General features: G+C 70.1%; 3 protein-coding genes. All 3 read left to right on the top strand.

All coding sequences use genetic code 11. From position 1 onward, the window contains the following. Positions 1–2,690, top strand: a 2,690-nt coding sequence (locus tag ACFYQ5_RS35730) for a type I polyketide synthase (RefSeq protein WP_389203746.1), incomplete at its 5' end; no start/stop codon positions are given. Between the two features lie 175 nt (positions 2,691–2,865). Further along, positions 2,866–12,834, top strand: coding sequence for a type I polyketide synthase (locus tag ACFYQ5_RS35725; RefSeq protein WP_389203743.1), 9,969 nt, complete (start codon positions 2,866–2,868; stop codon positions 12,832–12,834). Positions 12,835–12,948: 114 nt separating this feature from the next. Further along, a partial coding sequence (locus tag ACFYQ5_RS35720) for a type I polyketide synthase (RefSeq protein WP_389203741.1) occupies positions 12,949–14,768 on the top strand: 1,820 nt, incomplete at its 3' end.

The raw sequence follows: 14,768 nt of genomic DNA, 5'->3' as shown, positions 1-14,768 counted from the left end.
AGGTCGGTTGTGAGGTCCTTGAGGAGCTGACGCTGGCGGCTCCGCTGGTGCTGCCCGAGCGTGGTGGTGTACAGCTCCAGGTCAGCGTCGGAGCGACCGACGAGCACGGGCGTTCGCCGGTGAGCGTTCACTCTCGCGACGAGGCGGACCCTGAGGGCCCATGGACCCGCCACGCAGCCGGTTTCCTGTCCTCCGCGGCCGATGAGACGGAGTCCGAGGGGCTGACCCAGTGGCCGCCGCCGGACGCGCAGCCGATCGAGGACGCGGCTGCCCTGTACGACCGTCTCGCCGAGACGGGGTATGGCTACGGGCCGGTGTTCCAGGGGCTGCGTGCCGCCTGGCGGCGCGGCGACGAGGTGTTCGCCGAGGTCGCGCTGCCGGACGGCGCGGACGCCGCGGCCTTCACGCTGCACCCGGCCCTGCTTGACGCCGCGCTGCACTCCACCCTGCTGCTGCCGCAGCAGGGGGACGGCGACGACGAACGCCGGGGACTCGGCCTGCCGTTCGCTTGGAGCGGGGTTCGGCTTCGCAGGGCAGGTGCCGCTACGGTCCGGGTGCGCCTGAGCAGCGCCGGAGTGGATGCCGTCTCCCTGACGCTTGCCGACGAGACCGGGCAGGTGGTCGCCACCGTGGACTCGCTCGTCTCGCGCCCGGTCGACGCCGACCAGTTCGGCGGTGGTTCCGTCGCCGACTCGATGTTCCACGTCGAGTGGAAGCGGCAGCCTGAGGCCTCGGCCGAGCAGGTGCCGTGGGCAGTACTCGGCGGATCCGGATCCGGATTGGCTGCCGGGGCACGGTCGTTCGCGGATCTCGCGGCGCTGGGCACCGCCATCGCGGCGGGGGAACAGCGCCCGCAGGCCGTGGTGTGGCCGGTGGCTCCCTCACGGGCCGCCCGGGTAGCGGAGCTCGTACGCCCGGAGGATGTCACAGCGATGCTGACCGGCGTACTCGGTGTCGTACAGGAGTGGCTGGCCGACGAGCGGTTCGAGGAGTCACGGCTCGTCGTCGTGACGCGGGGCGCGGTCCCGGTCACGGGTACGGGCGGGAGTGCGGGCGCGAGTACGGGCGTGGAGCTCGATGCCGCGGGCGCGGCGGTCTGGGGTCTCGTGCGGTCCGCGCAGGTGGAGCATCCGGGGCGGTTCGTCCTCATCGATGCCGATGCCGATGCCGATGCCGACGCGGGATCGGTGCTGGCTGGTGTGCTGGCGTCGGGTGAGCCCGAGGTGGCGGTGCGGGACGGAGCGGTGTGGGTGCCGCGGCTGTCGCGCGTAACCGCCGCTGTGGCCGAGGACGTGACCACGCCATGGGGCACGGGCACGGTCCTGGTGACGGGTGCGTTCGGTGGTCTGGGGCGGGTCGTGGTGCAGCACTTGGCCGAGCGGCACGGCGTACGGGATCTGCTCCTGGTCTCCCGCAGGGGCGAGGCCGCCGAGGGCGCCGACAAGCTGCGGGCAGAGCTGGAGGAGGCCGGCGCGAAGGTCGCCGTGGCCGCGTGCGACGTGGCCGACCGTGACGCCCTGGCCGCTCTCCTGGAAGAGGCCGGTGACGGTCTCTCGGCGGTGGTGCACGTGGCCGGTGTCCTCGACGACGGGGTCGTCACCTCCCTCACCCCCGAACGCCTGGCCACGGTCCTGCGGCCGAAGGTGGACGCGGCGCTGAACCTGCACGAGCTGACTGCCGGCCTGGACTTGTCCGCGTTCGTCCTGTTCTCCTCCGCCGCCGGTGTCCTCGGCAGCCCCGGCCAGGCGAACTACGCGGCCGCCAACAGCCTCCTCGACGCCCTCGCGGTCATCCGCAGGGGCCAGGGGCTCCCGGCGACCTCGCTGGCCTGGGGCCTGTGGGCGCAGGACAGCGACATGACCGGCAAGCTGGGCGGCGTGGACCTCGAACGCATGGCCCGCGGCGGTGTGGCACCGCTGTCCACGGCCGAAGGTCTGGGTCTCCTGGACATCGCCGTGACCTTGAGCGCCTCGACGGCCCCCGCCGTCCTCGTGACGCTGCGTCTGGACAGCGCGGCCATGCGGGCTTCCGCGGGCCCCGACGGCGTACAGCCCGTCTTCTCCGACCTGGTCCGCACCCACGCCCGACGCGTCGCCAGGGCGCTCGCGCGCTCCGGGAACGCCGCGGACGCCAACAGTGCGGTGCCCCTCCTCGTCAAGCAATTGGCGGGATTGTCGGGAACGGAGCGGGAACGTGTACTGCTCGACGTGGTGCGCGATAATGTGGCCATGGTGCTCGGGCATTCCGGGCCCGGGGCGGTCGGCGCCACCCGGGGATTCCTTGAACTGGGTGTCGACTCGCTCACTGCGGTGGAACTCAGGAATCGACTGAACTCCCTTTCCGGGCTGCGTCTTCCCGCGACGCTCATCTTCGACCACCCGTCGCCGACCGCTCTCGCCGCTCACCTGGACGAGAGCCTGCCGCGCGACGGCGGCACGACGGAGGGAGCCGTGGGAGCACGGTCCGGCGGTGTGGTGGCCGAGCTGGCAAGCCTGGAAACGGCCCTGGCCGCAGGCCTGCCGGAAGGCGACGAACGTGCCGCCGTGCGGTTCAGGCTGCGGGCACTGCTCGGCAGACTGGACGCCACGGAGGTGGGTGGCGCCGACGGGCCGGCCATCGCGGAGCAGCTCGAAGAGGCCGACGACGACGACATGTTCGACTTCATCGACAACAACCTCGGCGTCTCCTGACCGCAATCCTCGGTAATCACCGGCAATCAGCGATGAACTCAGTAAGTCTCAGTGATTTCCGGCGATTCCCAGAAAATCATAAAGGGGTCTGTAGGGGGAGGGTAGGGGTTGTTTCCCCTACCCTCCCGCAGATGTGATGGGGTCGGCCCTCTGCGTTGAAGGAGTCGCACCGAAAATGGCGAACGAGCAGAAACTCCGCGAGTACCTCAAGCGAGTTACCGCAGATCTGCACCAGACCCGGCAGCGTCTACAGGACGCCGAGTCCGTGAGCAGGGAGCCCATTGCTATCGTGGCGATGAGCTGCCGCTACCCAGGCGGGGTGGGCGGCCCGGAAGACCTCTGGCAGCTCGTCGCCGAGGGTGGGGACGCGATCTCTCTCTTCCCGGACGACCGAGGCTGGGACGCGGACCTCCACGACCCTGACCCGACCCGCCCCGGCAAGAGCTATGCGCGCGAGGGCGGTTTCCTGCACGACGCGGCGGAGTTCGACCCCGCGTTCTTCGGGATCTCCCCGCGCGAGGCCCTGGCCATCGACCCGCAGCAGCGGCTCCTCCTGGAAGCGACCTGGGAGGCGTTCGAGCGCGCGGGCATCGACCCGCTGTCCGTACGCGGCTCCAGGACCGGCGTCTTCGCCGGCGTCATGTACGGCGACTACGGCAACCGGATCCTGAGCAACCCCGAGGGCCTGGAGGAGTTCGAGGGATACCTCGGCAACGGCAGCGCCGGAAGTATCGCCTCCGGCCGTGTCTCGTACACCTTCGGCCTCGAAGGCCCGGCTGTCACCATCGACACGGCCTGCTCCTCCTCACTCGTCGCTCTGCACCTCGCTGCCCAGGCGCTGCGCCAGGGCGAGTGCACCCTGGCCCTCGCCGGCGGCGTGACCGTCATGTCGACGCCCGACACGTTCGTGGAGTTCAGTCGTCAGCGTGGGCTCGCGACGGACGGCCGCTGCAAGGCGTTCGCCGAGGCCGCCGACGGCACCGGCTGGGGCGAGGGCGTCGGTCTGCTCCTGCTCGAACGCCTCTCCGATGCCCGCCGCAACGGCCACCGCGTCCTCGCCGTCGTCCGCGGCACAGCGGTCAACCAGGACGGCGCCAGCAGCGGCCTGACGGCTCCGAATGGTCCGTCGCAGCAGCGGGTGATTCGTGCTGCCCTTGCCAGTGCCGGTCTGTCTGCTGGTGACGTCGATGCGGTGGAGGCGCATGGTACGGGTACGACGTTGGGTGATCCGATCGAGGCGCAGGCGTTGCTCGCCACGTACGGTCAGGAGCGTTCTGCTGGGGTGCCGTTGTGGCTGGGGTCGATCAAGTCGAACATCGGTCATACGCAGGCGGCGGCTGGTGTCGCGGGTGTCATCAAGATGGTGATGGCGATGCGGGCTGGTGTGTTGCCTCGGACCTTGCATGTGGATGAGCCGAGTTCGCATGTGGACTGGTCGGCGGGTGCTGTCGAGTTGCTGACGGAGGCGCGTGAGTGGGCCGACCGGGGAGAGGGTGTCCCGCGTCGTGCGGGTGTGTCGTCGTTCGGTGTGAGCGGTACGAACGCCCACGTCATTGTGGAGCAGGCGCCGATGGAGGTGCCCGCTGATGTCACGTCTCCGGTGGCCACGCCGTCGAGGGTGGTGCCGTGGATGGTGTCGGGCCGGAGTGCTGAGGCGCTGCGGGCGCAGGCTGAGCGGCTGCGGGAGCACGTGGTCGAGCGCGGCGGGCTTGAGCCGGTCGATGTGGGCTGGTCGTTGCTGTCGGGTCGGGCGACGCTGGAGCATCGTGCGGTGGTGTTCGGTCGGGAGCGTGGAGATTTCTTGGCCGGTTTGGAGTCGCTGGCGTCGGGTGGGCCGGGTGTCGTTCAGGGGTCGGTTGTCGAGGGTCGCCTGGGTGTGGTCTTCACCGGTCAGGGTAGTCAGCGGGTTGGTATGGGGCGTGAGTTGTATGAGGCGTTCCCGGTGTTCGCGGATGCGTTGGATGAGGTGTGTGCGCATCTGGACGCCCTCCTTGACCGTCCCCTGAAGGACGTGATGTTCGGTGGGGATGCGGGGGTGTTGGAGCGGACGGAGTTTGCGCAGCCTGCGTTGTTCGCGGTCGAGGTGGCGTTGTATCGGCTTGCGGAGTGGTTTGGGGTGAGGCCGGATGTTGTGGGTGGGCATTCGGTCGGTGAGTTGGTCGCGGCGTATGTGGCCGGCCTCTGGTCGCTGGAGGATGCGGTTCGGCTGGTGGTTGCGCGTGGTCGGTTGATGCAGGCGTTGCCTGAGGGTGGGGGGATGTTGGCGGTCCAGGCGGTGGAGGCCGATGTGCTGCCGTTGCTCAGTGATCGGGTGGGTGTGGCGGCTGTGAACGGGCCGTCTCAGGTGGTGCTTTCCGGTGATCGTGTGGTTCTGGAGGGCCTGGAGGAGGTCTTGCGTGGTGGGGGTCGGAAGGTGCGGTGGTTGAGGGTGTCGCATGCTTTCCACTCGCCGTTGATGGATCCTGTGCTGGATGATTTCCGTGAGGTCGCGGAGGGTTTGTCGTATGGGGTGCCGGTCTTGTCGGTGGTCTCCAACGTCACCGGTGAGCTGGCGGACGTAGCTGAGCTTCAGGATCCGGGGTATTGGGTCGGGCATGTCCGTGAGGCTGTCCGCTTCCATGACGGACTCGGCACCTTTACGGCGCAGGGTGTGACCACACTTCTGGAGCTGGGCCCGGATTCCGTGTTGACGGCGATGGCGCATGACACGTTCACCGACCCGGCCGCACAGGCGGGGCTGATCGGGGCTCTGCGCAAGGACCGCCCTGAGACGGACAGCTTCCTGACCGCCCTCGCTCGCCTCCACGCCAGGGACATCTCCGTCGGCTGGGCCCGGTTCTTCGAGCCGGTCGAGGTGTGCCGCACGGTCGACCTGCCCACGTACGCCTTCCAGCACGAGCACCTCTGGCTCAACCCGCTGGAGCAGGCGTCGGCGACCACGGCGGGTGACGGGACCGACCCCGTGGACGCCGTTTTCTGGAAGGCCGTGGAGGACGAGGACCTCGCGGCGCTCACAGGTGCCCTGGAGATCGACGAAGAGGCACCGCTCCGGTCCGTGCTGCCCGCCCTCACCGCATGGCGGCGGCAGCGGCACGAACAGTCCGAGCTGGACCGCTGGCAGTACCGGATCGCCTGGAAGCCGCTTGCCAGGACCGCACAGGCCGGGCTCACGGGCACGTGGCTGATCGTCGCCTGTGCGGACGTGGCCGATGAGCCATGGGTCGATGCCTTCACGCGGGCTCTTGAGCAGAGTGGGGCACAGGCGCGTCTGCTGCGGGTGGAGACGCCGGACACCGAGCGTGACATGTGGCGGCAGCGACTGAACGAAGCTCTCGCGGGCCAGCATCAGGAGCCGGGCGCCCAGGTCTCCGGGGTGTTGTCTCTGCTGGCCTGTGGGCCGAACCCCGAGTCGTCGCAGGTGGACGGTACGGAGGGCAGGGACAGTGATGGCAAGGACAGCACGGACGCGGACACTGTCCTGAGCCCTGTTCTGCTGACGCTTGCCCTCGTCCAAGCCCTGAGCGACGGGGAAGTGGCAGCGCCGCTGTGGGTGGCGACGCGGGGAGCGGTCTCAGTGAGCGGCTCGGACGCCGTTGCCGACGCCGACCGCGCGGCCGTCTGGGGTCTGGGCCGGGTCGCCGCCCTCGAACACCCCGAACGTTGGGGCGGACTGGTCGACCTGCCCGAGACGCCGGACTCGCGTGCTCTGACGCGACTCGCCCAGGTTCTCGGTGTTCCCTCGGGGGAGGATCAGGTGGCGGTGCGTGGTTCCGGTGTGTTCGTGCGTCGACTCGTGCGTGCGCCGTTCGGCGATGTCGCACCTGAGGGTGGCTGGTCTGCTCGCGGCTCGGTGTTGGTCACGGGCGGTACGGGTGCGTTGGGTGCGCATGTGGCGCGGTGGCTGGCTCGTACGGGAGTCGAACATCTGATCCTGACGAGCCGACGTGGGCTTGAAGCGCCTGGCGCTCTGGAACTGCGGGCCGAGTTGGAAGAGTGGGGCGTACGGGTGACGGTGGCGGCGTGTGATGTCGCCGACCGTGAGGCCTTGGCGCGACTGCTCGCCGACGTGCCCGGTGATGTGCCGTTGAGCGGTGTGTTCCATGCCGCCGGTGTCCTGGACGACGGGGTGCTGGATGGTCTGACGGCTGAGCGCGTGGCGTCGGTGTTCCGGTCGAAGGTGGAGTCAGCGCGTCATCTGGACGAGCTGACCCGCGACGCCGACCTGTCGGCCTTCGTGCTCTTCTCCTCCCTCACCGGGGCCGTGGGGGCGCCGGGGCAGGGTAACTACGCCGCCGCCAACGCCTTCCTCGACGCCCTCGCCGAGCGGCGACGAGCGTCGGGACTGCCCGCGTTGTCGATCGGCTGGGGCCCGTGGGCCGGCGGCGGCATGGCGGCCGACGACGGCTCCGACGAGCGGATGAGCCAGGCCGGTCTGCCCGTCATGGACCCCGAGCGCGCCACCGAGGCACTGCGCCGCGTGGTCTTCCATCAGGCCTTCCACCTGGCTGCGGACGGCTTGGCCACGGCTGGCCCGGCCATGAACGGCCCCGCCGCGAACGGCGCACGCACCGAAGCTGCCGCGCTCGTGGTCGCCGACGTGGCGTGGGACCGGTTCTTCGACCGTTTCACGGCCACCCGTACCAGCACCCTCTTCGACGAGCTGCCGGAGGCGGCGGCTGCCCGCGCGGCGCGTCCCGCCGCAGCCGGTGCGAACGAAACCCCGCCTCTGGAACGGCAGTTGGCCGCGCTGACGCGGCCGGATGCCGAGCGCGCCCTGCTCGACCTCGTACGCACACAGGCGGCGGCGGTGCTCGGGCACGGCGGGACGGGAGCGGTGCCCGGGGACAGTGCGTTCAAGGCGCTCGGCTTCGACTCGCTGACCTCGGTCGAGTTCCGTAACCGACTGGGCGTCGCGACCGGACTGACCCTTCCGGCGACCCTGGTCTTCGACCACCCCTCGTCGCGTGCCGTCGCCGACCACCTGTCCGGCCTGCTCCTCGGCGACGAACTCGCCGGTACCGGCATTGACGCCGGTGCCGCCGCCGCGGCGTCGCCTTCCGGTGCGGGCGACGACGAGCCCATCGCGATCGTGTCGATGAGCTGCCGCTTCCCCGGCGGCGTACGCGGCCCGGAGGACTTGTGGCGGCTCCTCGCGGATGGCGTGGACGCCATGGGCGAGTTCCCGGCCGACCGTGGCTGGGACACGGGGGCGCTGTACGATCCGGATTCGGCGACGCCCGGCTCCACCTATGCGCGGCAGGGCGGTTTCCTGCCGGACGCCGGCGGGTTCGACGCGGACTTCTTCGGGATCTCGCCGCGCGAGGCCCTGGCGATGGACCCGCAGCAGCGGTTCCTCCTGGAGACCTCCTGGGAGCTGTTCGAGCGCGTGGGCATCGCACCACCGACGTTGCACGGCAGCCGCACCGGCGTGTTCGTGGGCACTAACGGCCAGGACTACCTGGACCTTCTCAAAGACGCACCCGAAGGTGCCGAGGGCTACATCGGCACCGGCAACGCGGCGAGCGTGGTCTCGGGCCGGCTGTCGTATGCGTTCGGGTTCGAAGGTCCCGCCATGACGGTGGACACGGCCTGTTCGTCGGCCCTCGTCGCCCTGCACCTGGCCGCGCAGGCGTTGCGCCGGGGCGAGTGCGACATGGCACTCGCCGGCGGCGTCACGGTGATGTCCACGCCGAGCGCCTTCATCGAGTTCAGTCGTCAGCGTGGGCTTGCGGTGGATGGTCGGTGCAAGGCGTTCGCGGAGGCTGCGGATGGTACGGGGTGGGGTGAGGGTGTGGGCCTGCTGCTCCTGGAGCGGTTGTCGGATGCGCGCCGCAACGGCCATGACGTCCTGGCCGTCGTCCGTGGTTCGGCCGTGAACCAGGACGGTGCGAGCAATGGCCTCACCGCCCCGAACGGCCCCTCCCAGCAGCGGGTGATTCGTGCCGCCCTTGCCAGTGCCGGTCTGTCTGCCGGTGACGTCGATGCGGTGGAGGCGCATGGTACGGGTACGACGTTGGGTGATCCGATCGAGGCGCAGGCGTTGCTTGCCACGTACGGTCAGGAGCGCTCTGCTGAGCAGCCGTTGTGGCTGGGGTCGATCAAGTCGAACATCGGTCATACGCAGGCGGCGGCTGGTGTCGCGGGTGTCATCAAGATGGTGATGGCGATGCGGGCTGGTGTGTTGCCTCGGACCTTGCATGTGGATGAGCCGAGTTCGCATGTGGACTGGTCGGCGGGTGCTGTCGAGTTGCTGACGGAGGCGCGTGAGTGGGCCGACCGGGGTGAGGGCGTCCCGCGTCGTGCGGGTGTGTCGTCGTTCGGTGTGAGCGGTACGAACGCGCATGTGATCGTGGAGCAGGCCCCGGTGGAGGAGCTTGCCGGGGTGGAGTCTCCGGTGGTCGTCTCGTCGCCTGCGGTGGTCGTGCCGTGGGTGGTGTCGGGTCGCAGCGCTGAGGCGCTGCGGGCGCAGGCCGAGAGGCTGAGGGATCACGTGGCCGAGGAATCGGCCTCTCAACCCGTTGACGTGAGCTGGTCGTTGCTGTCGGGCCGGGCTCTGCACGAACACCGGGCCGTCGTGTTCGGCCGGGAGCGGGACGATTTCTTGGCTGGTCTTGAGGTCGTGGCGTCGGGTGGGCCGGGTGTCGTTCAGGGGTCGGTTGTCGAGGGTCGCCTGGGTGTGGTCTTCACTGGTCAGGGTAGTCAGCGGGTTGGTATGGGGCGTGAGTTGTATGAGGCGTTCCCGGTGTTCGCGGATGCGTTGGATGAGGTGTGTGCGCATCTGGACGGGTTGCTTGAGCGTCCTTTGAAGGACGTGATGTTCGGTGGGGATGCGGGGTTGTTGGAGCGGACGGAGTATGCGCAGCCTGCGCTGTTCGCTGTCGAGGTGGCGTTGTATCGGCTTGGGGAGTGGTTTGGGGTGAGGCCGGATGTTGTGGGTGGGCATTCGGTCGGTGAGTTGGTTGCGGCGTTTGTGGCCGGCCTGTGGTCGTTGGAGGATGCGGTTCGGCTGGTGGTTGCGCGTGGTCGGTTGATGCAGGCGTTGCCTGAGGGTGGGGGGATGTTGGCGGTTCAGGCGGTGGAGGCCGATGTGCTGCCGTTGCTTGAGGGGTTGTCGGACCGGGTGGGTGTGGCGGCTGTGAACGGGCCTTCTCAGGTGGTGCTTTCCGGTGATCGTGTGGTTCTGGAGGGCCTGGAGGAGGTCTTGCGTGGTGGGGGTCGGAAGGTGCGGTGGTTGAGGGTGTCGCATGCTTTCCACTCGCCGTTGATGGATCCTGTGCTGGATGATTTCCGTGAGGTCGCGGAGGGTTTGTCGTATGGGGTGCCGGTCTTGTCGGTGGTCTCCAACGTCACCGGTGAGTTGGCGGGAGTGGCCGAGCTTCAGGATCCGGGGTATTGGGTCGGGCATGTCCGTGAGGCTGTCCGCTTCCATGACGGACTCGGCACCTTTACGGCGCAGGGTGTGACCACACTTCTGGAGCTGGGCCCGGATTCCGTGTTGACGGCGATGGCGCATGACACGTTCACCGACCCGGCTGTCCAGGCGGGGCTGATCGGGGCTCTGCGCAAGGACCGCCCCGAGGCGGACAGCTTCCTGACCGCCCTGGCCAAGCTCCACGTACGCGGAACCGAGGTGGACTGGGCGCCCCAGTACGGGCCCACCGAGGAACGCCACCGCGTCGACCTGCCCACGTACGCCTTCCAGCACCAGCACTACTGGCCGCAGCCGAAGGATGCCGACTCGTCGGCCGGTGGTCAGGGTGACGCGGTGGACGCCGAGTTCTGGGAGGTCGTGCAGCGGGAGGACCTGGAAGGACTCGCGGAAGCGCTGGAGTTGGACCAGGAGGCTTCGCTGGAGTCGGTGCTGCCCGCGCTCGCGACGTGGCGGCGCCGTCGGCAGGAGCAGCACGAGCTGGACGCTCTGCGGTACCAGGTTACCTGGAAGCCTCTTTCCGGCGGTTCTGGTGCTGGTTCCGTGACAGGCACAGGCACCGGCACCGGCATCGGTTCCACGCTCCGGGGCGCCTGGGTGCTGGTGGTTCCGGCCCGAGCAGCCAGGCATCCCTGGTGCACGGCAGCCGAGGAGGCACTCGTCGCCGGGGGCGCGCAGGTCCGGCGGCTCGTCGTCGAGGACGAGGCCGCCGACCGTGTGACCCTGACGCGGTTCCTGCGGGAAGCCGCGGAGGAGACCACTTCCGGTCCTGATGGCGCCCTGGCCGGTGTGCTGTCGCTGCTGGCCCTGGACGAGCGTCCGTACCGTCGGGCGGGTGCCGAAGACGGGGACACCGGCCTCGGTCCGGAAGCGCGCGCCGCCGTTGCCGCCCTGACGCGGGGCATGACGGCGACCCTCGCCCTGACGCAGGCCGTCGTCGACGCCGACGCCGGTGGACGCCTGTGGCTCGCGACGTCCGGCGCGGTGTCCGTGGGCTCCGCCGACCCCGTGCGCAGCGTCGCGCAGTCACAGGTGTGGGGCTTCGGGCGAGTCGTGGGCCTGGAACACCCTGACGTGTGGGGCGGCCTCATCGACGTCACCGAGCCGGCGGAGCCGACGCGGGCCACAGAGCTCACGGAGCCCACGGAGGCCGAGCAAGGCACGGATGTTGCGGACGACGCGAAGGGCGTGGAGGTCGACCAGGGATCCGTTCCCGGCCCCACCCGCGCGCTTCTCACGACCCTCCTCTCCCGTGCCACCGCGCCAGGCTTCGCTGAGGACCAACTCGCCCTGCGTCCCTCGGGTCTTCTCGTACGTCGTCTCGTGCGGGCGCCCCGGAGCACCGCTCCTGCTGGGCACTGGCGACCGCGCGGAACCGTTCTCGTCACCGGTGGCACCGGCGCCCTCGGCGCCCACGTGGCCCGGTGGTGTGCGGGCGGTGGCGCCCAGCACCTCGTCCTGACGAGCAGGCGCGGGGCTGACGCGCCGGGCGCCCAGGAACTTCGCGCCGAGCTCGAGGAGTTGGGTACCAAGGTCACCATCGCGGCATGTGACGTGGCCGACCGGGACGCGCTCGCCCGGCTCCTGGACGCGGTGCCCGCGGATGCCCCGCTCAGCGCCGTCGTGCACGCGGCGGGCCTCGGCCAGGACCTGGTGATCGACGAGACCGGGCCGGAGGACTTCGCCACGATCGTCGAGGCGAAGACCGCGGGCGCGGCCCACCTCGACGAACTCCTCGGCGACACGCCGCTGGACGCCTTCGTGCTGTTCTCGTCCATCGCCGGGGTGTGGGGCAGCGGCGGCCAGGCCGCGTACGCCGCTGCCAACGCCTTCCTCGACGGTCTCGCCGAGCGCCGCAAGGGCCTGGGACGGCCCGTGACGTCGATTGCCTGGGGCCCGTGGGCCGGATCCGGTATGGCCGGGGACGACGACGCCGCGGCGCACCTGAGCAAGCGGGGCCTGCCCGTGATGCGGCCCGAGTCGGCCGTGACGGCACTGGGGCTGGCACTCGACCGGCGTGAACCGCTGATCACCGTCGCCGACGTCGACTGGGAGCGGTTCGCCCCGGCGTTCACCGTGCGGCGGCCGAGCCCGCTGCTCGACGAACTGCCGGAAGCCCGGCGCGCCTTGGGCGCCGCGTCGGGAGCGGGCCCCACTGACGCGACCGCCGGAGCCGGAGCCGGTGCCGCCCTGCGCGACCGGCTTGCCGCCGTGTCGCCCAGCGAACGTGAGCGGACCGTCCTGAATCTGGTGCGCACCGAAGTCGCCGCTGTCCTCGGACACACTGGCACGGATGCCGTCCGCGAGGACCGCGCCTTCAAGGACTTCGGGTTCGACTCGCTGACCGCCGTCGAACTGCGCACCCGTCTCAACGGAGCGACGGGCCTGAGCTTGCCGAGCACCCTCGTCTTCGACCACCCCACCCCCGGGGAGCTGGCCCGCCGGCTCCTCGCCGAACTCCTGCCCGACGCAGACGCCGACGCCGATGCCGGGGACGACCCGGCGGACGCCGAGGTCCGCAGGGCACTCGCGGCTGTCCCGATCGCTCGTATCCGCGAGGCGGGCCTGATGGATGCCCTCCTGCAACTCGCCGTTCCCGACGCGACAGGGGACACGGCCACGGTCACGGCCGATGACGGCGAGGCGGACGCCTCTATCGACGCCATGGACGTGGACACCCTGATCCAGATGGCCTTGGACAACAGTGATTCCTGAAGCGGCAGGCAACGACGCGGCACGCAACGACGCAGCAGGCAACGGCGCGCCACGCACCGGAGCAGCACCTAATGACGCAGCACGTAATGACGCAGCACGGATGTGGAGCCGGACATGACGAGGCCTTCGGACACGGTCGTTGAAGCGCTGCGCGCGTCTCTGAAGGAGACCGAACGGCTGCGACGGCAGAATCAGCAGCTCGCCGCGGCCGCCAGGGAGCCCATCGCGATCGTTGGCATGAGCTGCCGCTTTCCCGGTGGCGTACGCAGCCCCGAGGACCTGTGGCGACTCGTCGCGGATGGCGCCGATGCCATCGGGGACCTGCCTGAGGGCCGCGGCTGGGACGTCGAGGGTCTCTACGACCCCGACCCCGACAAGCAGGGCACCTTCTACGCCCGCCACGGCGGCTTCCTGCAGGAGGCGGGCGCCTTCGACGCCGGGTTCTTCGGTATCTCGCCGCGCGAGGCGCTCGCCATGGACCCGCAGCAGCGGCTCCTCCTGGAGACCGCGTGGGAAGCCTTCGAGCGCGCGGGCATCGACCCAGCCGCCCTGCGCGGCTCCCGCGCCGGTGTCTTCGTCGGCTCCGGCTACCAGGGTTACGGTGAAGGCGTCCGGCAAGCACCCGAAGGCGTCGAGGGCCACCTCCTCACGGGCAACACCACCAGCGTCATGTCCGGACGTCTCTCCTACGTTCTCGGCCTCCAGGGCCCGGCCGTCACGGTCGACACGGCCTGCTCTTCCTCCTTGGTCGCCCTGCACCTGGCCGCCCAGGCGTTGCGGCAGGGCGAATGCACCATGGCGCTCGCGGGCGGCGTGACCGTCATGTCGTCCCCGGAGACGTTTGTCGAGTTCAGCCGTCAGCGCGGCCTCGCAGCCGACGGCCGCTGCAAGGCCTTCGCGGACGCGGCGGACGGCACCGGTTGGGGTGAGGGTGTCGGCATGCTGCTCGTGGAGCGGCTTTCGGACGCCCGCCGCAACGGTCACCGCGTGCTTGCGGTCCTGCGCGGCTCGGCCGTCAACCAGGACGGCGCGAGCAACGGCCTGACCGCGCCCAACGGCCCCTCCCAGCGCCGCGTGATCCGTGCCGCCCTGGCGAGCGCCGGCTTGTCCGCCGCCGACGTCGACGTGGTCGAGGCGCACGGTACGGGTACGACGCTCGGGGACCCGATCGAGGCGCAGGCCCTCCTCGCCACCTACGGCAAGGAGCACTCGGAGGAACGGCCCCTGTGGCTGGGCTCATTGAAGTCCAACATCGGTCACACGCAGGCCGCCGCCGGTGTCGCCGGTGTCATCAAGATGGTCATGGCGATGCGTGAAGGCGTCCTGCCGAAGACCCTCCACGTGGACACCCCGACCTCCGAGGTCGACTGGTCGGCGGGCACCGTCGAACTCCTGACACAGGCGCGGGATTGGCCCGAGCGCGAGCCGGGCCTGCCGCGCCGCGCGGGCGTCTCCTCCTTCGGCATGAGCGGCACGAACGCTCACGTCATCGTGGAGCAGGCACCGGTCGACGAGCCGGGCTCCGACGAGCCCGAGCAGAACGCCGTGCCGTCGGCCTCGGCGGTGCTTCCAGGTCTCATGCCGCTGGCCCTGTCGGCGAAGAGTGACACCGCTCTGCGCGACCAGGCCGTACAGCTGCGCGAATTCCTGCTTGCACAGCCCGACTTGAGCGTCGGTGACCTTGGCTGGTCGCTGGTGGCGGCGCGGTCGCGGTTCGAGCAGCGGGGTGTGGTCCTCGGCCGTGACCGCGACGAACTGCTGGCCGGGCTCGACCGCCTGGCCGAGGGCGACACCACGGCCGGTGGGGTGACTGTCGGCCGTGCTCAGGGCGGCTCGCCTCGTCCGGTGTTTGTGTTTCCGGGGCAGGGGTCGCAGTGGGCGGGGATGGCGGTTGATCTTCTTGATTCGAGTCCGGTGTTCGCGGAGCGGATGGG

It is taken from the genome of Streptomyces sp. NPDC005794 (genome assembly GCF_042871445.1).
Taxonomy (GTDB): domain Bacteria; phylum Actinomycetota; class Actinomycetes; order Streptomycetales; family Streptomycetaceae; genus Streptomyces.
The sequence above is the reverse complement of the archived record's forward strand: the minus strand, read 5'-3'. Positions and strand labels throughout refer to the sequence as shown.